This is a genomic window from Enterobacter cloacae complex sp. P24RS, assembly GCF_014982165.1.
GTDB classification, from domain to species: domain Bacteria; phylum Pseudomonadota; class Gammaproteobacteria; order Enterobacterales; family Enterobacteriaceae; genus Enterobacter; species Enterobacter quasihormaechei.
Genome location: NZ_JADCKU010000007.1, coordinates 175,293 through 194,581, shown reverse-complemented (window position 1 = coordinate 194,581; position 19,289 = coordinate 175,293). Strand labels below are relative to the sequence as shown.

Below are 19,289 nucleotides of genomic sequence, written 5' to 3'. Positions count from 1 at the left end.
TTTCAAAATGGTTTACAAGTCGATTATGACCCAGGACGATCTCGCCTTCGACAAGCAGCATATCTGGCACCCTTACACCTCTACGACCCGCCCCCTTCCCGTCTATCCGGTGGCCTCTGCCCACGGCTGCGAGCTGCATCTCGCCAGCGGCGAGCGGCTGGTTGACGGAATGTCCTCCTGGTGGGCGGCGATCCATGGCTACAACCACCCGCGGCTGAACGCGGCGATGAAGGCGCAGATTGACCGGATGTCACACGTGATGTTTGGCGGGATCACCCATCAGCCTGCGGTCGATCTGTGTCGCCGCCTGGTCGCAATGACCCCCGACGCGCTGGAGTGCGTGTTCCTTGCAGATTCCGGCTCGGTAGCCGTGGAGGTGGCGATGAAAATGGCGTTGCAGTACTGGCATGCGAAGGGCGAAACGCGCCAGCGGTTTCTCACCTTCCGCAACGGCTATCACGGCGACACCTTCGGGGCGATGTCGGTGTGCGATCCGGACAACTCCATGCACAGCCTGTGGAAAGGCTATCTGCCGGAAAACCTGTTTGCCCCGGCTCCGCAAAGCCGCTTTGACGGCGAATGGGACGAGAGGGACATGGTGGGCTTCGCGCGGCTGATGGCGGCCCATCGCCATGAAATTGCCGCCGTTATTCTCGAACCGATTGTGCAGGGCGCGGGCGGAATGCGGATGTACCACCCCGAGTGGCTGAAGCGCATTCGCAAGATGTGCGACCGCGAAGGTATTCTGCTGATTGCCGATGAGATTGCCACCGGCTTTGGCCGCACCGGGAAGCTTTTCGCCTGCGAACATGCGGGGATCGCACCGGATATTTTGTGCCTGGGTAAAGCGTTGACCGGCGGCACCATGACGCTCTCCGCCACGCTCACCACCCGGCATGTTGCCGACACCATCAGCGACGGCGACGCGGGCTGCTTTATGCACGGCCCGACGTTTATGGGCAACCCGCTGGCCTGCGCCGTGGCAAGCGAAAGCCTCGCCATTCTGGAAAGCGGCGAGTGGCAGGCGCAGGTGGCGGCGATTGAGGCGCAGCTGAAGCAGCAGCTAAGCGCGGCGGCGAAAGCGGAATACGTTGCGGACGTCCGCGTGCTGGGCGCCATCGGCGTGATCGAGACAACGCATCCGGTAAACATGGCCGCATTGCAGCGCTTCTTCGTTGACCAGGGCGTGTGGGTGCGGCCCTTCGGCAAGCTGATTTACCTCATGCCGCCATACACCATTTCTCCGGAGCAGTTACGCAAACTGACCGACGCAGTGGTCAAAGCCGTTCACATGCCAGCGCATTTCACGATTTAGCCCCATGCGTTACACTTTCTGAATGAGTCAGTAACGAGGGAAATCGGATGAAAATCATCAGTAAAGATTTGCGCGACGGCGAAAAGCTGCCGGAACGTCACGTGTTTAACGGGATGGGCTATCAGGGGGATAACATCTCTCCCCATCTGGCGTGGGACGACGTGCCGCCGGGAACCAAAAGCTTTGTGGTGACCTGCTACGATCCGGACGCCCCGACCGGCTCCGGCTGGTGGCACTGGGTGGTGGCAAACCTGCCTGCGGATACGCGCGTGCTGCCGCAGGGGTCGGGCTCCGACCTGGTCGCCCTGCCAAACGGCGCGATACAGACGCGCACGGACTTTGGTAAAGCGGGCTACGGCGGCGCGGCGCCGCCAAAAGGGGAAACCCACCGCTATATCTTCACGGTGCACGCGCTGGACGTGGACAAGATTGAGGTCGACGAAGAGGCAAGCGGCGCGATGGTCGGTTTCAACGTCCATTTCCATACGCTGGGCAGCGCGTCGATTACGGCGATGTATTCATAAAAAAAAGGCGGGTGGCGGCTACGCCTTACCCGGCTTACATTTCGCATTCGCAGGCCCGGTAAGCGCAGCGCCACCGGGCAAAAAAATCACAGCACGGAAGGTAGCAGTCCTGCAAGGGTTCCTTCTTCCAGAAGCTGCATCGCCTTATCAATATCCGGCGCAAAGAAGCGGTCATCATCGTAGTGCGTAACGTGCTCGCGCAGCGTATGACGCGCCTGCTCCAGCAGCGGGCTGGATTTAAGCCCTTCGCGCAGATCGATACCCTGACACGCCGCCAGCCATTCTACTGCCAGCACGCCACGGGTGTTAGAGGCCATCTCCCACAGTCGACGCCCGGCAGCCGGGGCCATCGACACGTGATCTTCCTGGTTCGCGGAGGTTGGCAGGCTATCCACGCTGTGCGGATGCGACAGCGCTTTGTTCTCGCTTGCCAGCGCCGCGGCGGTCACCTGGGCGATCATAAAGCCCGAGTTCACCCCACCGTTGCGCACCAGGAACGGCGGCAGCTGGGACATATGTTTATCCATCATCAGCGCGATGCGACGTTCGGACAACGCGCCCACTTCGGCAATCGCCAGCGCGATATTATCCGCCGCCATTGCCACCGGCTCGGCGTGGAAGTTGCCGCCGGAAACCACCTCATTTTCCTGAGCAAACACCAGCGGGTTGTCGGAGACCGCATTGGCCTCCACCAGCAGCACCTCTGCCGCCTGGCGCAACTGCGTCAGGCATGCGCCCATCACCTGCGGCTGACAGCGCAGGGAATACGGATCCTGCACCTTCTCACAGTTATGGTGTGAATCCGCAATCTCACTCGTGTCGGTAAGCACGTGGCGGTACATGGCGGCGGCATCAATCTGCCCGCGCTGGCCGCGCACCGCGTGAATACGCGCGTCAAACGGACGACGTGAGCCGAGCACGGCTTCGGTGGTCAGCGCACCGCAGACCACCGCGGAGGCGAACAGATCTTCCGCTTCAAACAGGCCGCGCAGCGCGAAAGCGGTCGACGCCTGGGTGCCGTTAAGCAGCGCCAGCCCCTCTTTTGCCGCGAGGGTGATTGGGGTTAAGCCGGCTTTTGCCAGCGCCTCTTTCGCAGGCAGCCACGCGCCCTGCCAGCGCGCTTTGCCTTCCCCCAGCAGCAGCAGCGACATATGCGCCAGCGGCGCCAGATCGCCGGAGGCCCCGACGGAACCTTTCGCCGGGATCCACGGGTAAACTTCCGCATTGACCAGCGCCATCAGCGCCTGGATCACACTCAGGCGAATGCCGGAAAAACCGCGCGCCAGGCTATTGATTTTCAATACCATCATCAGGCGGACGATCTCATCATCCAGCGGCTGGCCAACCCCCGCCGCGTGCGACAGCACCAGCGAGCGCTGTAGATTCTCCAGATCGTGCGTAGCGATGCGGGTCTGCGCCAGCAGGCCAAACCCGGTGTTAATCCCGTAGGCGGTGCGTCCCTCTGCCACAATCGCCTCTACGCAAGCCACGCTGTCGTTAATGGCACGGTGGGCGCTTTCGTCAAGGGAGAGCGTGACCGGCTTACGCCAGACGTTACGCAGCTGTTTGAGCGTCAGAGAGCCGGGAGTCAGTGTTAAGGCGTTCATGCAGGCTTTCCTTGTGTGGCGTGGATCATCGGCAGGTTCAGACCCTGCTCTTTGGCACAATCAATGGCAATCTCGTAACCCGCATCCGCATGGCGCATCACGCCGGTTGCCGGGTCGTTATGCAGTACGCGGGCAATACGCGCCGCCGCTTCGTCGGTACCGTCACAGACAATAACCATCCCCGAGTGCTGGGAGAAGCCCATCCCAACGCCGCCGCCGTGGTGTAGCGACACCCAGGTCGCACCGCTGGCGGTATTCAGTAAAGCATTCAGCAGCGGCCAGTCGGAGACCGCATCCGAGCCGTCGCGCATGGCTTCGGTTTCACGGTTCGGACTGGCGACGGAGCCGGAGTCCAGGTGATCGCGACCAATAACAATCGGCGCGGAGACCTCACCGCTGCGCACCATTTCGTTAAAGGCCAGGCCGAGTTTTTGCCGCCACTCCAGCCCGACCCAGCAGATACGCGCCGGTAAGCCCTGGAAATTAATGCGCTCGCGCGCCATATCCAGCCAGCGGTGCAGGTGTTCGTCGTCGGCAACAATTTCCTTCACTTTGGCATCGGTTTTGTAGATATCTTCCGGGTCGCCGGACAGGGCAACCCAGCGGAACGGCCCGATGCCGCGACAGAACAGCGGACGAATATAGGCGGGCACGAAGCCCGGGAAGTCAAAGGCGTTATTCACACCCATCTCTTTCGCCATCTGGCGGATGTTATTCCCGTAATCAAAGGTTGGAATACCCATCTGGCTGAAGGCCAGCATCGCGGAGACGTGTTCCGCCATCGAACGCTTCGCCGCCAGCACCGTACCTTCAGGGTCGATTTCTGCTTTTTGCTGGTAGTCTTCCCACGTCCAGCCTTTTGGCAGATAGCCGTGGAGCGGATCGTGGGCGCTGGTCTGGTCCGTAACCAGGTCCGGACGCACGCCGCGCGCGACCAGTTCAGGAAGGATATCCGCCGCGTTGCCGCACAGGGCAACCGACACCGCTTTTCCTTCGGCGGTGTAGCGTTTGATGCGCGCCAGTGCGTCATCGAGGTTGTCGGCCTGTTCATCGACGTAACGGGTACGCAGACGGAAATCAATGCGGCTCTGCTGGCATTCAATGTTCAGCGAACACGCGCCCGCCAGCGTTGCGGCCAGCGGCTGGGCACCGCCCATGCCGCCCAGTCCGGCGGTAAGCACCCAGCGGCCTTTCAGCGAGCCGTTATAGTGCTGACGCCCCGCTTCCACGAAGGTTTCATAGGTGCCCTGCACAATCCCCTGGCTGCCGATGTAGATCCAGCTGCCAGCGGTCATCTGGCCGTACATGGCCAGCCCTTTCGCGTCCAGCTCGTTAAAGTGCTCCCACGTCGCCCAGTGCGGCACCAGGTTGGAGTTAGCAATCAGCACCCGTGGCGCATTTTTATGGGTTTTGAATACGCCGACCGGCTTGCCGGACTGCACCAGCAGCGTTTCGTCGTTTTCGAGATTCGTCAAAGAGTCGACAATGGCGTCATAGCACGCCCAGTTGCGCGCGGCGCGGCCAATACCGCCGTAGACCACCAGCTCGTGGGGATTTTCAGCCACCTCAGGATCGAGGTTGTTCATCAACATGCGCAGCGGTGCTTCGGTGAGCCAGCTTTTTGCGGTGAGCGTGGTGCCGCGCGGGGCGCGGACATCCTGCTTGCGGTATTTATCTGACGACATTGTGTGTTCCTCATTCGGGACAGGTGATGCATTTAGATATACTTGTATAGACAAGCACACACAAGGCCGGATTTAACAAAAAAGATACAATTTTGCTATATTGCGTTAGCGATCACGCTTATAAAACTTATGACATAAAATGGCCCTGTAACCGGTAGCGATCCCCCGGGAACAGCAGCTTCGCATGCGACACAATGTGCGTGGACGACCAGGTTCGACGGCGGATCAGCAGGCAGGGATCGTGCTCTTTAATGCGCAACAGCTCGCACTCCTGCGGGGTCGCACGCACGGCCTCCACGATATGCTCCCCTTCCGTCAGCGGGGCGACGAGCGAGAGATACGCATGCGGCGTGGTTTGGGTGTAATCCTGGTTCAGGTAGTCCGGTATCCGCTCCGCGTTGACGCAGCGATCCTCAATCTGGACCGGAATGTCGTTCTCATAATGCACCATCACCGAATGAAAAATTCGCGTGCCCTCTTTAACGTTCAGCTCGATGGCCTGCTCGGCGCTGGCCTGCGTCTCTTCAAGCACCAGCACCTCGCAGTGGTGCTGATGGTTACGGGCGGCAATTTCATCGGCAATGCTGCGGATTTCAAACAGCGCCGACTGCCCTTTGGGCTCGGCCACGAAGGTCCCGACGCCCTGCAAACGCACCAGCAATCCCTCATCGGTAAGTTCCCGCAGCGCCCGGTTGATGGTCATCCGGCTAAAGCCAAACTGTGCGACCAGTTCGGCTTCGGAGGGAATACGATCGTGCGGACGCCAGACGCCGGCAGCAATTTTTTCGCTGATCGCCTTTTTCACCTTCTCATAAAAAGGTGCGGGTGGGCTGGAGGGTTGCTGCGGTGAGCGTGAAAACATGCTGACTCCTGTAATGTGGTTATGCCCACCAGTGAGCAATTTGCCAGGCCAGTCGGGCTGCAAGTTTCGCCCCCTGACCGTCCCGGTCGTAGTGCGGATTATATTCCACCAGATCCGCCGCCTGTAGTTTACCGCTTCGGCAGATACGCTCAATCACTGGTAACAGATCCAGCGCCGGGATCCCCAACGCCGCAGGGGCCGACACGGCGGGCATTTCTGCGGCGGGCAGCACATCGAGGTCAACGGTAAGATAAACCCGATCTGCCTGCGCAAGCACGCTATCCAGCGCGGATAACGCGTCGCGGCGAAAATCAAGATCTTCAACCAGCGTAACGTTCAGCCGCCCGGCTTCCTCCCACAGCGCCTGAGTATTCGCCGCGCGGCTGACCCCCAGGCAGGCGTAGAGAAAGTCCCGCGACTGCGACGCGCAGTACTGCGCCAGCTGGCGGAACGGCGTGCCGGAGGTGGCCCGCTCGGCCTTGCGCAAATCGAGGTGCGCATCCAGGTTAATCACCGCAACGCGATCCTGTGGAAAAGCGTCCAGTACGCCGCGCCCGTGCGCCCAGGCGGTTTCATGTCCACCGCCGAAAACAAGAGTACGCATCCCGGATTGCTGGCACGCGGTTATGGCCTCGCTCAGCGCCTGCTGAGCCGCCTCCAGCGCGTTGCCCTCAACGTAAATGGAGCCCATATCCACGAGGCGCGCATGTCCCTGATGGCTTGCCATGTTCGCCAGCGCGCCGCGCAATGCATCGGGCGCCCGTGCAGCGCCGGGCCTGCCCTGGTTACGCTTAACCCCTTCATCACATTCAAAGCCCATCAGGGCGATGCCCGACGGTACGGGTGAAAAGCGTTCGCGCTGCTGTATGGTCTGGAAGAGACGTTTTGCGGTGCTGGACTCGGCGCTGTCGTCACGTCCCTGCCACACCTGAGGGGAAACGGGATGCCACAATTTCATGCTACCTGCCCCCGAAACACGCGTTGATATAAAGGATTCCGCCCCGGCTCATAAACCATCTCAACCGGATGGTCCGCCTCCCAGACGACGAAATCAGCCACATAACCCGCCCTTAACTGCCCGTGCGTCTCACCACGTCCTAACGCCTGCGCCGCATGACGCGTCACGCCAGCCCAGGCCTCTTCCGGCGTGAGGCCAAACTGGACGCAGGCCATGTTCATCGCAAGATGCAGGCTGGCAAACGGACTGGTGCCCGGGTTGTAGTCGGTGGCGACGGCCATCGGCACGCCCTGCTTTCTGAGCTGCGCCACCGGTGGACGCTGGCGCTCCTGAAGAAAATAGAACGCGCCGGGGAGCAATACCGCCACCGTACCGCTTTGCGCCATTGCCTGAATACCCGCGTCATCGAGATACTCAATATGATCGGCCGACAGCCCTTTATACTGGCTGACCAGCGCCGCACCGCCCAGATTCGACAGTTGCTCCACATGCCCTTTTACCGGAATACCGAGCGCGGTGGCGGCCCGGAACAGGCGCTCGGTTTGCGCCGGCGTAAAGCCAACGTTTTCACAAAACACGTCCACCGCTTCAAACAACTCCTTTTGCCACAGCGCGGGCACGATCTGCTCACAGACCAGCGTCAGATAAGCATCCGGATCCTGTCGGTACTCCGCGGGGACGGCGTGCGCGGCCAGCAGCGTCGGGCTGATATCGACCTGATTGTTCAGGCTGAGCTGGCGGGCAACCCGCAGCATTTTCTCTTCGGCTTCGGCATTCAGTCCGTATCCCGATTTGATTTCAACGGTCGTTACGCCTTCATTCATCAGCCGCTGGAGCCGCTGCTGTGCCACGGTCAGCAGCGTTTCCGGCGAACTGTTGCGGGTGGCCGTGACCGTGGCGTTAATGCCGCCGCCCTGCTCGCTGATACGCTGATACGACACGCCGTTAAGCCGTTGCTCCCATTCCGCTGCGCGATCGCCGCCGAACACCAGATGGGTGTGGCAATCAATCAGGCCGGGTGTCACCAGACGTCCATGGAGATCGACACACTGGGAATGCCCGGAGGGAACCTCTGAATCAGGGATAACGGCCAGGATCGTCTGGCCGCGCACGACGAGGGCATGATGCTCCTTCAGGCCATAGGGTTCCGGCTCGCCTGCGGCCAGGGTTGCCAGTCGCGCATTTCGCCATATCACATCGTCGGGATGAAGCTGCTGCATGTGCCTTCCACTTGTCATGGGTTGTATAGACATTTATTTTCATCTGTCGCCTGCTGTCAACCGCCTTGTGGGAAAATGTTATTTATTTGTGATGACTTTCCCGTCACCTCAGGGCAAAAATGCAACTTTTGCCCTTTTTATCTTCCCGTTTCGCTCAACTTAGTATAAAAAAGCAGGCTATTTCGTCTATCCAGATAAGACTTGCATACCCAGGAGCATTACCTTGACTATATCCAGGATTTCCCGTCTGGCGTTGGCACTTGCCTTTGGCGTGACTTTATCCGCTTGCAGTTCAACTCCACCGGATCAGCAACCTTCTGAGCAGGTTGCTCCGGGCACCGCTTCCCGTCCGATCCTGTCAGCGGATGAAGCGAAGAACTTCACCCGTGCGCACTACTTCTCGGCGATGGATCCTAATGCAGCCCCGTGGACGCCTTCTTCTATTAATCTGCCGAAACAGCCAGACTTCGTCGTGGGTCCGGCCGGGGCGCAGGGCGTGACGCACACCTCCATTCAGGCAGCCGTGGATGCTGCCATTACCAAACACAGCGCATCTCGTCAGTACATTGCCATCCTGCCGGGTGAATACGAAGGAACCGTTTACGTTCCTGCCGCGCCGGGAAGCATTACGCTTTACGGCCTGGGTGAAAAAGCGGTCGACGTGAAAATTGGCCTGGCGATTGATTCCGAAATCGACAGTACCACCTGGCGTCATCTGGTGAACCCGGCCGGTAAATACATGCCAGGTAAACCGGCGTGGTATATGTTTGATAACTGCCAGAGCAAGCGTGCCGCCACCATTGGCGTGATGTGCTCTGCGGTATTCTGGTCACAGAACAACGGCCTGCAATTGCAGAACCTGACCATTCAGAACACCCTGGGGGACAGCGTTGACGCGGGTAATCACCAGGCCGTGGCGCTGCGCAGCGATGGCGACAAGGTACAGATTAACAACGTCAATATTCTGGGCCGCCAGAACACCTTCTTCGTGACCAACAGCGGCGTGCAGAACACCCTTCAGAACAACCGTCTGACGCGTACTCTGGTGACCAACAGCTACGTTGAAGGCGACGTGGATATGGTCTCTGGCCGCGGTGCGGTGGTGTTTGAGAACACCGATTTCCGCGTGGTGAATTCACGTACTCAGCAGGAAGGTTACGTGTTCGCGCCGGCCACGCAGTCCAACCTGTTCTATGGTTTCCTGGCCGTGAATAGCCGCTTTACTGCGGCTGGCGATGGCGTTGCCCAGCTTGGTCGCTCTCTGGACGTAGACTCTGCCACCAATGGCCAGGTCGTGATCCGCGACAGCGTGATTAATGAAGGCTTTAACATGGCGAAACCGTGGGCGGATGCGGCGATCTCGAAACGTCCATTCTCCGGCAACACGGGCACGGTGGATGATAAAGAGAACGTGCAGCGCAACCTGAACGACGCTAACTTCAACCGCATGTGGGAATACAACAACCGCGGTCTGGGCAGTAAAGTGGTTGCTGAGCCGAAGCAGTAAGCTGTTTTGCCGGGTGGCGGCTTCGCCTTACCCGGCCTACTCCAGACATAAAAAAACCTCGCATGGGCGAGGTTTTTTTTCGTCTGCGGATCAGTGCGCGTTAATCACAACCCACATTGGACCTTGTCCGACCGCATAGCGGCCTTTCTCTTCCAGCAGCCCCTGCACGCCTGTGATTTCATACAGCGCGATGTGGTGGGATTTCTGCCCCGCAGCAATCAGGTATTTGCCGCTGTGGTCGACGTTAAAGCCGCGCGGCTGGGTTTCTGTCGGCTGGAAGCCTTCAACTGCCAGGACGCTGCCGTCTTCTGAGACGCTGAACACAGTGATCAGGCTGGAGGTACGATCGCAGGCATACAGGTGACGGCCATCCGGCGTGATATGAATGTCTGCCGCCCAACGCGTGTCGGAGAAGTCAGATGGCATCATATCCAGCGTCTGTACGCACTCAATCTGCCCGTTAGGATCTTTCAGTTCCCACACGTCTACCGAGCTGTTCAGCTCGTTAACGACATAGGCATACTGCTGATTAGGGTGGAAGACCATGTGGCGCGGGCCTGCCCCTTCCACGGTGGTGACTTCCGCCGGGCTTTGCGCGACCAGATGGCCGTCATCGCTCAGGGTAAACAGGCAGATGCGATCCTGCTTCAGCGCGGGCACCCACAGCGTACGGTTATCCGGCGAGATGTTGGCGGAGTGGCATCCTTCGAGCCCTTCGACCACGTCGACGGTTTCAACGGGAATACCGTCTTCCAGGCGGGTAACGCTCACGCAACCTGCATTGTAGGAGCCGCTGAAGATAAAGTTGCCTTTGTGGTCGGTAGAAATATGGGTCGGGCTGCCCGGCAGCGGGGCTTCTGCGGTATAGGTCAGGGCGCCATCATCCGGGGAGATTCGGTAGGCCAGCACGCGGAATTCCGGGCGCACGCCGACATAAAGAAAACGTTTATCCGGGCTGACGACCATCGGCTGAACCTGGCCTGGCACATCAACAACCTGAACCAGCGTAAGCGAACCTTCTGTATTCAAACGCCAGACATGGATCTGCTGACTTTCAGGACTGGCGGTATAAACGGTTTGTTTCATGAATACTCCTGATTATTTTTTAACGGTGAATGCTGAATTGTAGTCCGGGATTTTGCAGGGTTCCGCTCTCGGTGTACCATCCCGACAGACCTTAAATTCAACGTTAACCCGGAAGAAAAAATGACCTCGCGAGTGATTGCACTGGATTTAGACGGAACACTGCTTACCCCGCAGAAAACCTTGCTCCCCTCTTCCCTTGAAGCCCTCAAACGAGCCCAGGAAGCGGGGTATCAACTCCTCATCGTAACGGGTCGACATCACGTTGCCATTCATCCTTTTTATCAGGCACTGGGCTTAGATACACCTGCAATTTGCTGTAATGGCACCTATTTGTATGATTATCAGGCAAAAAAGGTTTTAACCTCCGATCCGCTTCCTGTTTCTCAGGCACTGCAATTGATTGATTTACTGGATGAGCACGCAATTCATGGCCTGATGTATGTGGATAACGCCATGCTGTATGAACGCCCTACCGGTCATGTGATTCGCACCAGCAACTGGGCTCTGTCCCTGCCGGAAGCGCAGCGTCCGGTGTTCACTCAGGTTGCCTCCCTGCGCCGGGCGGCGGAAGACGTTGAGGCTATCTGGAAATTTGCCCTGACCGATGAGGATACCAGCAAACTCAATACCTTCGCGAAGCATGTCGAGCATACGCTGGGTCTGGAATGTGAATGGTCCTGGCACGATCAGGTGGATATCGCCCGCAAAGGCAACAGCAAAGGCAAACGTCTGACCCAGTTCGTTGAATCTCAGGGCGGATCGATGCGGGACGTGATTGCCTTTGGCGATAACTATAACGACATCAGCATGCTGGAAGCCGCCGGCACGGGCGTGGCGATGGGCAACGCCGATGACGCGGTGAAAGCGCGTGCTGACGTAGTAATTGGCGATAACACCACCGACAGCATCGCGCAGTTTATCTATACCCACCTGCTGTAATCAGGCGGTGATGGAGACGCTCTTGATTTGCGCGTAAAGCCACAGGCCAGGCCTGATGCCTAACTCATCCCTGGCCCACGGGCTGATGCGCGCCCACAGCGTTCTGCTGCCCACTTCCAGCTGCACTTCTACCTGGCCGTTATCATCAAAACACTGCGCCACTTTTGCGCGCAACACATTGCGGATACTGGTTTGCAACGGCGGTTGCAGGACCAGTGAGACATCTGACGCCTGAATGCGGATGCGTAACGTCGACTGAATCGGCGTGTCGATTTTGTTAACCCACAGATGCTGATCGCCCAGCGCCAGGGCGGTCATCGCATAGTGCGGATGGTGCTCCAGTACGCTCACCTTCAGAATGCTGCTCTGCTGCTCCTTTGGCAGCCACGGGTGCATAACGCTACTGCCCCACACCTCTTCCAGATTGCCGAAGGCCTTCACCCTCCCCGCTTCCAGCACCAGCACTTTATCGGCCAGATGTAAGATCTCATCCAGCGAATGGCTGACGTACAGCATGGGCACGTTGATTTCCCGCGCCAGACGTTGCAGGTAAGGCAGCAGCTCGCGCTTGCGCGGAATATCCAGCGAGGCCAGCGGCTCATCCAGCAGCAGCAGTTCCGGCGCGGTTAACAGAGCGCGGCCAATCGCCACGCGCTGTTTTTCGCCGCCCGACAGCGAAGAAGGCAGACGATCCAGCAGCGATTCGATACCCAGCAGCGCCACCAGCTTATCGAACTGTCCGGCCATGCTTTTTGCCATGCCGTAGCGCAGGTTACCGCGCACGCTGTAGTGTGGAAACAGGCGCGCATCCTGAAATACATAGCCGATGCGGCGCTTGTCCGGTGACAGGCATACCTTCTTTTCCGCGTCGTTTAAGACGCGGTTATTTAACACAATGCGGCCAGACTGGGGGCGCGTCAGGCCGCTAATCGCATTTATCAGCGACGTTTTTCCCGCCCCGGAAACGCCAAAAATCGCGGTGATACCGCTGGCAGGCAGCGTTTCGTTCAGCGTCAGGGTGTGGTTGCCCAGGGTTTGCGTAAAGTTGAGTTCCAGCATCACGGTTTCCCCATCCGTTCACGGCTGAGGCGCGCCAGCCACTCCGACACCAGCAGCGAGACCAGCGCGAGCACAATCGAAATAATACACAGCCGGGCCGCCGCACCTTCGCCGCCCGGCGTCTGAATCAGGGTATACATCGCCGACGGGATGGTCCGTGTCTCGCCCGGAATGTTTGATACAAAAGTAATAGTCGCACCAAACTCGCCCAGCGAGCGGGCGAAGGCCAGCACCGTACCGACGATAATGCCCGGTAACGTGAGCGGCAGGGTGATGGTCAGAAATACCCGCCAGCGGCCTGCGCCCAGCGTGCGGGCGGCCTGTTCCAGCCGGATATCCACCGCTTCCAGCGCCAGACGGATAGCGCGCACCATCAGCGGGAAAGACATCACCGCCGCGGCAAGCACCGCGCCGCGCCAGCTGAAAGCAAAGGTCAGGCCAAACCAGTCGTACAACCATTCGCCGATAACGCCGCGTCGCCCCATGGAGATCAGCAGCAGATAACCGACCACCACAGGCGGCAAGACGAGCGGAAGATGAAGAACACTGTCGAGCAGGGCTTTGCCTGGAAACTTCACGCGAACCAGTAACCAGGCAAAGAACACCCCAAAGGGCAAACTCAGCGCAACCGCCAGGGAAGAGACTTTCAGGCTCAGCAGCACGGCCTGCCATTCAGGTTCGGTCAATATCATTGGTGAGTCGTAAATCCGTAACGTTTAAAGATAGCGGACGCTTCCGGCCCCTTCAGGTAGTCAACGAAGGCCGTCACGGTCGCATTTTTATGTCCATCAACTATCGCAACAGGATATTCCACTTTCTTATGCGAGTCTTCCGGGAAGGTACCCACTACCTTCACGCCTTTACTGGCGACGGCATCGGAGCCGTAAACAATCCCGAGCGGGGCTTCGTTACGCTCCACCAGCGCCAGCGCGCCACGCACATCTTCTGCGGGTGCCAGCTTAGGCGATAAGGTCTCCCATGCGCCCAGCTTTTGCAGCGCTTCCTTCGCATAAATTCCGGCAGGAACATGCTCCGGATCGCCCACCGCCAGACGGCCACCGTTCAGCAGACGGGTCCAGTCCGTCTGTTTGTTAATGGCAATGTCGCCCTGCTTGCTGTTTGCGGGCGCGACCACCACCAGGCTATTGCCCAGCAGCGTTTCGCGGGTAGCCGTTTCAACAGACTTCTTGTCCACCGCGTAATCCATCCATTTCTGATCGGCAGAGATGAACAGATCCGCAGGCGCCCCCGCTTCGATCTGGCGGGCCAGCGTGGAAGAGGAGGCAAATGACGAGACAACCTCGACGTTTTTCTCTTTTTTGTATTCCGCAGCAATATCCTGCATCGCGTTAGTCAGCGACGCCGCCGCAAAGACCGTGATTTTTCCTTCATCCGCCAGCGCGTGGCCGGTGAGTGAGAGTGTCAGCGTTGCCCCTGCGAAAAGGCGTACCCATGAACGTGCCATTTGAAGCTCCTGTGCGTTTCGTTATATACAAATAAATATAACGATATATCACAGGCGTTCATAGCGTTAAATCGTACCCATTAGTGCGTAAACTCAAGGAACGTTGTAAAAGATATCGGCGGGAGAGAAATAAACTTGAGAGCAAAACGCCCGGACTGACCGGGCGTTTTGGAGGAAATCATTGCTGCTTTTTAGGCTGGTCACGACCATGACCAATGTTCGAAAAGACGTTGAACACTTCACCCAGGCCGTAGATGGCACCGAGGATGATAGCCATCACTACTGGCACCATGATTACCGCGAATACCAGACTTTTCAACAACTCTAACATGGTTTTCTCCAGATCTTGTGAACGGCTTATTCTACCCTGAAAAGTAAGAAAAACATCCCCTTTTGTGCGGTGCGCTTTTCGCATCAGGGCATTTGGGTCACAATAGCCTTTTTGCCGGGACACCGTTATGCAGGCTGAAATTCTCCTCACCCTACGCCTTCAGCAGAAGCTTTTCGCCGATCCGCGACGCATCGCCCTGTTAAAACAAATAGAACAAACTGGCTCGATTAGCCAGGGCGCCAAAAACGCCGGTATCAGCTATAAAAGCGCCTGGGATGCGATTAACGACATGAACACCCTGAGCGAACAAACGCTGGTTGACCGCGCCACAGGCGGAAAAGGCGGCGGCGGCGCCGTGTTGACGCGTTACGGGCAACGTCTGATCCAGCTCTACGATTTACTGGCGCAGATCCAGCAAAAAGCCTTTGATGTGTTGAGCGATGACGACAATCTGCCGCTGGACAGCCTGCTGGGCGCCATCTCCCGTTTCTCATTACAGACCAGCGCCCGCAATCAGTGGTTTGGTACGGTGACGGGACGCGACCATTCGCAGGTGCAGGAGCATATTGAGATCCTGCTCGCGGACGGTACGACGCGCCTTAAAGCCGCCATCACCGCGCAAAGCGGTCAGCGCCTCGGGCTGAATGAAGGTCAGAAGGTGCTGGTATTACTTAAAGCGCCCTGGATCGGCATCGCGCTGAACCCTGAGCAGGCCGCAGAGGCCGACAACCAGCTACGCGGTGAAATCAGCCACATTGAACGCGGCGCAGAACAGTGTGAAGTGCTGATGACCCTGCCGGATGGACAGTCGCTCTGCGCCACCGTTCCGGTGAACGACGCGGCTGAATTAGTCGAAGGTGCTGTGGTGACCGCATATTTCAATGCTGACCGGGTAATTATCGCCACATTATGCTAAGCGCATTGACAACCCTGACGACTCTGGGTATCCCTGACATCTGTTGCTGCAAAAAATGGGATAACACATGTCATCATTGCATATTTCGCAAGGCACGTTTCGTCTTAGCGATACCCGTACCTTATCGCTGCCAGAGTTAACCTTGCGCGCCGGAGAAAGCTGGGCGTTTGTGGGCACGAACGGCAGCGGAAAATCGGCGCTGGCCCGCGCCCTGGCGGGTGAATTAACCCAGCTGGAGGGTGAGCGTCGGTGCACGTTTACCCGGCTGACGCGCCTTTCCTTCGAACAGCTGCAAAAGCTGGTCAGCGATGAGTGGCAGCGTAACAATACTGATTTGCTCAGCCCCGGTGAAGAAGATACCGGCCGCACGACGGCGGAGATTATCCAGGATGAAATCAAAGACCCTGTCCGCTGCCAGCAGCTGGCGGAGCAATTTGGCATTACCGCCCTGCTTAACCGCCGTTTCAAATACCTTTCTACCGGCGAGACGCGCAAAACGCTACTTTGCCAGGCGCTGATGAGCGAGCCGGAACTCCTGATTCTGGATGAACCGTTTGACGGGCTGGATGTGCAATCCCGCGCGCAGCTGGCCGCGTTGCTGGCAACGCTTAACCAGCAGGGATACACGCTTGTGCTGGTCCTTAACCGCTTTGATGAGATCCCTGATTTTGTCCATTATGCGGGCGTGCTGGCTGACTGTAGCCTGACCGAAACCGGCGAGAAAGCCGGACTGCTCCGGCAGGCGCTGATTGCGCAGCTGGCGCACAGCGAAAAGCTGGACGGTATCGCCCTGCCGGAGCCGGATGCGCCATCGGCGCGACACGGGCTTGATCCCGATCAGCCGCGCATCGTGCTGCGCGATGGCGTGGTTGCCTACGACGATCGCCCTGTTCTTAATCACCTCAGCTGGACGGTTAATCCCGGTGAGCACTGGCAGATCGTCGGCCCCAACGGGGCGGGTAAATCCACGCTGCTGAGCCTGATCACCGGGGATCATCCGCAGGGATACAGCAACGATCTGACCCTCTTCGGTCGTCGCCGCGGCAGCGGGGAAACCATCTGGGATATCAAAAAGCATATCGGCTATGTCAGCAGCAGCCTGCATCTGGACTACCGCGTGAGCACCACGGTGCGCAACGTGATCCTGTCCGGCTTCTTTGATTCTATCGGTATTTATCAGGCGGTATCGGACAAGCAGCACAAGCTGGCGCAGGAGTGGCTGGATATTCTGGGCATGGATCATCGGGTAGCCGATGCGCCCTTCCACAGCCTGTCGTGGGGGCAGCAGCGGCTGGCATTGATCGTCCGCGCGCTGGTCAAACACCCTACGTTGCTGATCCTGGACGAACCGTTGCAGGGACTGGATCCGCTTAACCGACAGCTGATCCGCCGCTTTGTGGATGTACTGATTAGCGAAGGTGAAACCCAGTTGCTGTTTGTCTCCCACCATGCTGAAGACGCCCCGTCCTGCATGACCCATCGGCTGGAATTTGTGCCTGACGGCGAGCATTACCGCTACCTGCTGAGCAAAATCGATTAACCCGTGGAGGGCGCCGCCCTCCGCTTTTCAGACAACCCGCAACAATACTTCTCTATCTCTTTGATCTAAAATGCACGAAGTCTGTGAAAAAGCGCGTGTGAAATCCTGTGTAAACGATACCACTATTTTATCCCATGTCACACTTTTCGCGTCTCTGATATGCTATGGTTAATTCATACCATAAGCCTAATGGAGCGAAATATGCGAGTTCTGGTAACAGGTGGTAGCGGTTACATAGGTAGTCATACCTGTGTGCAACTGCTGCAAAGCGGTCACGACGTCGTCATTCTTGATAACCTGTGCAACAGTAAGCGCAGCGTGCTGCCGGTCATTGAACGCCTTGCGGGAAAACAGCCGACTTTCGTGGAAGGCGATATTCGCAATGAAGCATTGATGACTGAAATCCTTCACGATCACGCGATTGAAACCGTTATCCACTTCGCAGGCCTGAAAGCGGTGGGCGAATCGGTAGCAAAACCGCTTGAGTACTACGACAACAACGTCAACGGTACCCTGCGTCTGATCTCCGCCATGCGTGCGGCAAACGTGAAAAACTTTATCTTCAGCTCCTCCGCGACCGTCTACGGCGACCAGCCAAAAATTCCTTACGTTGAAAGCTTCCCGACCGGTACGCCGCAAAGCCCGTATGGCAAAAGCAAGCTGATGGTGGAGCAGATCCTGACCGACCTGCAAAAAGCCCAGCCTGAGTGGAGCATTGCGCTGCTGCGCTACTTCAACCCGGTTGGCGCGCATCCGTCAGGCGACATGGGCGAAGATCCGCAGGGCATTCCTAATAACCTGATGCCGTATATCGCGCAGGTGGCCGTGGGGCGTCGCGACTCACTGGCGATTTTTGGTAACGATTATCCCACCGAAGACGGCACCGGCGTGCGCGATTACATTCACGTGATGGATCTGGCCGACGGCCACGTGGCGGCGATGCAGCAGCTGGCAGATAAACCGGGCGTGCATATTTACAACCTCGGCGCCGGCGTCGGCAGCAGCGTGCTGGATGTGGTGAATGCCTTCAGCAAAGCCTGCGGCAAGCCGGTGAACTACCACTTCGCGCCGCGCCGCGATGGCGATCTTCCGGCTTACTGGGCCGATGCCTCCAAAGCGGATAAAGAGCTTAACTGGCGTGTCACCCGCACGCTCGATGAAATGGCACAGGATACCTGGCACTGGCAGTCACGCCATCCGCAGGGCTATCCGGATTAAGGATTTGTCATGACGCAATTTAATCCCGTCGATCACCCGCATCGTCGTTTTAACCCGCTCAGCGGGCAATGGATTTTAGTTTCACCGCATCGCGCCAAGCGCCCCTGGCAGGGGGCGCAAGAGACGCCTGCAAAACAGACGCTGCCACAGCACGATCCGGACTGCTTCCTCTGTCCGGGCAACACGCGCGTGACGGGCGATAAAAACCCGGACTACAAGGGCACCTTCGTTTTCACAAACGATTTCGCGGCGCTGATGACCGACACGCCGGACGCGCCGGAAAATCACGACCCGCTGATGCGCTGCGAAAGCGCCCGCGGCACCAGCCGCGTGATCTGCTTCTCTCCCGACCACAGCAAAACGCTGCCGGAGATGAGCGTTGAGGCGCTGAAAGAGGTTGTCAGCACCTGGCAGGCGCAAACGGCGGAGCTGGGCCAGACCTATCCGTGGGTGCAGGTGTTTGAAAACAAAGGCGCGGCGATGGGCTGCTCTAACCCGCACCCGCACGGCCAGATCTGGGCGAACAGCTTCCTGCCGAACGAAGCCGAACGTGAAGACCGGCTGCAAAAAGCCTATTTCGCAGAGAACGGGTCGCCGATGCTGGTGAATTACACCCAGCGTGAGCTGGCGGACGGCAGCCGCACCGTGGTGGAAACCGAGCACTGGCTTGCCGTGGTGCCGTACTGGGCGGCGTGGCCGTTTGAAACGCTGCTGCTGCCAAAAGCCCACGTCCAGCGCATTACCGACCTCAGCGACGCGCAGAAAGACGACCTTGCCCTGGCGCTGAAAAAACTGACCAGCCGTTACGATAACCTCTTCCAGTGCTCCTTCCCTTACTCCATGGGCTGGCACGGCGCGCCGTTTAACGGCGAACAGAATCAACACTGGCAGTTGCATGCGCATTTCTACCCGCCGCTGCTGCGCTCAGCAACGGTACGTAAATTCATGGTGGGCTATGAAATGCTGGCGGAAACCCAGCGCGACCTGACGGCGGAACAGGCGGCAGAACGTCTGCGTGCCGTTAGCGACGTCCATTACCGCGAATCAGGAGTCTAAA

Annotated in this window: 18 protein-coding genes; 8 read left to right on the top strand and 10 right to left on the bottom strand. The window is 58.4% G+C overall.

The genetic code is table 11. The features are described 5' to 3' along the window. The first annotated feature begins 7 nt into the window (after positions 1–7). Both bioA and INF58_RS10045 read left to right on the top strand, forming a co-directional pair. The gene (bioA, locus tag INF58_RS10050) at positions 8–1,315 is read left to right on the top strand and encodes an adenosylmethionine--8-amino-7-oxononanoate transaminase (RefSeq protein WP_193033889.1); all 1,308 of its coding nucleotides are present in this window, start codon (positions 8–10) and stop codon (positions 1,313–1,315) included. A 47-nt stretch (positions 1,316–1,362) separates the two neighbouring features. After that, positions 1,363–1,839, top strand: coding sequence for a kinase inhibitor (locus INF58_RS10045; protein WP_131636209.1), 477 nt, complete (start codon positions 1,363–1,365; stop codon positions 1,837–1,839). 86 nt (positions 1,840–1,925) lie between these two features. Here the strand turns inward: INF58_RS10045 and hutH are convergent, their stop codons facing one another. The 5 genes from hutH to hutI all read right to left on the bottom strand — a co-directional run bounded on the left by hutH (position 1,926) and on the right by hutI (position 8,171). Beyond that, the gene (gene hutH / locus INF58_RS10040) at positions 1,926–3,446 is read right to left on the bottom strand and encodes a histidine ammonia-lyase (RefSeq protein WP_193527609.1); all 1,521 of its coding nucleotides are present in this window, start codon (positions 3,444–3,446) and stop codon (positions 1,926–1,928) included. Then, positions 3,443–5,131 (bottom strand): urocanate hydratase, encoded by a 1,689-nt coding sequence (gene hutU / locus INF58_RS10035; RefSeq protein WP_193527608.1) that lies wholly within the window; start codon positions 5,129–5,131, stop codon positions 3,443–3,445. Before hutU ends, hutH begins: the two co-directional genes overlap by 4 nt. Positions 5,132–5,258: 127 nt before the next feature. Next, entirely contained in the window at positions 5,259–5,993 is a 735-nt protein-coding gene (locus INF58_RS10030; protein WP_064910803.1) for a histidine utilization repressor, read from the bottom strand. A gap of 19 nt (positions 5,994–6,012) precedes the next feature. Next, positions 6,013–6,951 (bottom strand): formimidoylglutamase, encoded by a 939-nt coding sequence (gene hutG / locus INF58_RS10025; RefSeq protein WP_193527607.1) that lies wholly within the window; start codon positions 6,949–6,951, stop codon positions 6,013–6,015. After that, the gene (gene hutI / locus INF58_RS10020; RefSeq protein ID WP_193527606.1) at positions 6,948–8,171 is read right to left on the bottom strand and encodes an imidazolonepropionase; all 1,224 of its coding nucleotides are present in this window, start codon (positions 8,169–8,171) and stop codon (positions 6,948–6,950) included. The genes hutG and hutI overlap by 4 nt, the downstream gene beginning before the upstream one ends. Before the next feature lie 223 nt (positions 8,172–8,394). On the opposite strand from hutI, the gene INF58_RS10015 reads away from it, so the two are divergent. Then, positions 8,395–9,678: a putative acyl-CoA thioester hydrolase gene (locus tag INF58_RS10015; protein ID WP_063449317.1), complete on the top strand. Its 1,284-nt coding sequence runs from the start codon at positions 8,395–8,397 to the stop codon at positions 9,676–9,678. 90 nt (positions 9,679–9,768) lie between these two features. Here the strand turns inward: INF58_RS10015 and pgl are convergent, their stop codons facing one another. Continuing rightward, positions 9,769–10,764, bottom strand: a complete 996-nt coding sequence (gene pgl, locus INF58_RS10010; protein WP_063449318.1) for a 6-phosphogluconolactonase — start codon at positions 10,762–10,764, stop codon at positions 9,769–9,771. Between the two features lie 120 nt (positions 10,765–10,884). Here pgl and INF58_RS10005 point away from each other — a divergent pair, with 120 nt between their 5' ends. Continuing rightward, the gene (locus INF58_RS10005) at positions 10,885–11,703 is read left to right on the top strand and encodes a pyridoxal phosphatase (protein ID WP_063449319.1); all 819 of its coding nucleotides are present in this window, start codon (positions 10,885–10,887) and stop codon (positions 11,701–11,703) included. Here INF58_RS10005 and modC read toward each other — a convergent pair whose 3' ends face one another. The 4 genes from modC to INF58_RS09985 all read right to left on the bottom strand — a co-directional run bounded on the left by modC (position 11,704) and on the right by INF58_RS09985 (position 14,558). Next, on the bottom strand, positions 11,704–12,762 hold the full coding sequence (modC, locus tag INF58_RS10000) for a molybdenum ABC transporter ATP-binding protein ModC (RefSeq protein WP_112792583.1): 1,059 nt from the start codon (positions 12,760–12,762) through the stop codon (positions 11,704–11,706). Further along, entirely contained in the window at positions 12,762–13,454 is a 693-nt protein-coding gene (gene modB, locus INF58_RS09995) for a molybdate ABC transporter permease subunit (RefSeq protein WP_063866136.1), read from the bottom strand. The genes modC and modB overlap by 1 nt, the downstream gene beginning before the upstream one ends. Beyond that, on the bottom strand, positions 13,451–14,227 hold the full coding sequence (gene modA, locus INF58_RS09990; RefSeq protein ID WP_193527605.1) for a molybdate ABC transporter substrate-binding protein: 777 nt from the start codon (positions 14,225–14,227) through the stop codon (positions 13,451–13,453). Before modA ends, modB begins: the two co-directional genes overlap by 4 nt. A 178-nt stretch (positions 14,228–14,405) precedes the next feature. Then, complete coding sequence (locus INF58_RS09985) at positions 14,406–14,558, bottom strand: AcrZ family multidrug efflux pump-associated protein (RefSeq protein WP_193527604.1); 153 nt, start codon at positions 14,556–14,558, stop codon at positions 14,406–14,408. Between the two features lie 127 nt (positions 14,559–14,685). Between INF58_RS09985 and modE the strand changes: the two genes are divergently transcribed. The 4 genes from modE (at position 14,686) to galT (ending at position 19,288) form a co-directional block, all read left to right on the top strand. Then, the gene (gene modE, locus INF58_RS09980; protein ID WP_193527603.1) at positions 14,686–15,474 is read left to right on the top strand and encodes a molybdenum-dependent transcriptional regulator; all 789 of its coding nucleotides are present in this window, start codon (positions 14,686–14,688) and stop codon (positions 15,472–15,474) included. Positions 15,475–15,541: 67 nt separating this feature from the next. Continuing rightward, positions 15,542–17,014, top strand: a complete 1,473-nt coding sequence (gene modF / locus INF58_RS09975; protein ID WP_193527602.1) for a molybdate ABC transporter ATP-binding protein ModF — start codon at positions 15,542–15,544, stop codon at positions 17,012–17,014. Positions 17,015–17,215: 201 nt separating this feature from the next. Continuing rightward, positions 17,216–18,232 carry a UDP-glucose 4-epimerase GalE gene (gene galE, locus INF58_RS09970; protein ID WP_063449325.1) on the top strand — a complete coding sequence of 339 codons (1,017 nt, stop codon included), beginning with the start codon at positions 17,216–17,218 and terminating at the stop codon, positions 18,230–18,232. Between the two features lie 9 nt (positions 18,233–18,241). Further along, complete coding sequence (galT, locus tag INF58_RS09965; protein ID WP_193527601.1) at positions 18,242–19,288, top strand: galactose-1-phosphate uridylyltransferase; 1,047 nt, start codon at positions 18,242–18,244, stop codon at positions 19,286–19,288. The last annotated feature ends 1 nt before the right edge of the window (position 19,289 follow it).

Bases quoted from the DNA above. Each gene is read 5' to 3' on its own strand.
- modC (WP_112792583.1), bottom strand. From the start codon at position 12,762: ATGCTGGAACTCAACTTTACGCAAACCCTGGGCAACCACACCCTGACG.
- hutI (WP_193527606.1), bottom strand. From the start codon at position 8,171: ATGCAGCAGCTTCATCCCGACGATGTGATATGGCGAAATGCGCGACTG.
- modE (WP_193527603.1), top strand. From the start codon at position 14,686: ATGCAGGCTGAAATTCTCCTCACCCTACGCCTTCAGCAGAAGCTTTTC.
- modB (WP_063866136.1), bottom strand. From the start codon at position 13,454: ATGATATTGACCGAACCTGAATGGCAGGCCGTGCTGCTGAGCCTGAAA.
- modF (WP_193527602.1), top strand. From the start codon at position 15,542: ATGTCATCATTGCATATTTCGCAAGGCACGTTTCGTCTTAGCGATACC.
- galT (WP_193527601.1), top strand. From the start codon at position 18,242: ATGACGCAATTTAATCCCGTCGATCACCCGCATCGTCGTTTTAACCCG.
- INF58_RS09985 (WP_193527604.1), bottom strand. From the start codon at position 14,558: ATGTTAGAGTTGTTGAAAAGTCTGGTATTCGCGGTAATCATGGTGCCA.
- modA (WP_193527605.1), bottom strand. From the start codon at position 14,227: ATGGCACGTTCATGGGTACGCCTTTTCGCAGGGGCAACGCTGACACTC.
- bioA (WP_193033889.1), top strand. From the start codon at position 8: ATGGTTTACAAGTCGATTATGACCCAGGACGATCTCGCCTTCGACAAG.
- INF58_RS10045 (WP_131636209.1), top strand. From the start codon at position 1,363: ATGAAAATCATCAGTAAAGATTTGCGCGACGGCGAAAAGCTGCCGGAA.
- INF58_RS10030 (WP_064910803.1), bottom strand. From the start codon at position 5,993: ATGTTTTCACGCTCACCGCAGCAACCCTCCAGCCCACCCGCACCTTTT.
- INF58_RS10005 (WP_063449319.1), top strand. From the start codon at position 10,885: ATGACCTCGCGAGTGATTGCACTGGATTTAGACGGAACACTGCTTACC.
- pgl (WP_063449318.1), bottom strand. From the start codon at position 10,764: ATGAAACAAACCGTTTATACCGCCAGTCCTGAAAGTCAGCAGATCCAT.
- hutG (WP_193527607.1), bottom strand. From the start codon at position 6,951: ATGAAATTGTGGCATCCCGTTTCCCCTCAGGTGTGGCAGGGACGTGAC.
- galE (WP_063449325.1), top strand. From the start codon at position 17,216: ATGCGAGTTCTGGTAACAGGTGGTAGCGGTTACATAGGTAGTCATACC.
- hutU (WP_193527608.1), bottom strand. From the start codon at position 5,131: ATGTCGTCAGATAAATACCGCAAGCAGGATGTCCGCGCCCCGCGCGGC.
- hutH (WP_193527609.1), bottom strand. From the start codon at position 3,446: ATGAACGCCTTAACACTGACTCCCGGCTCTCTGACGCTCAAACAGCTG.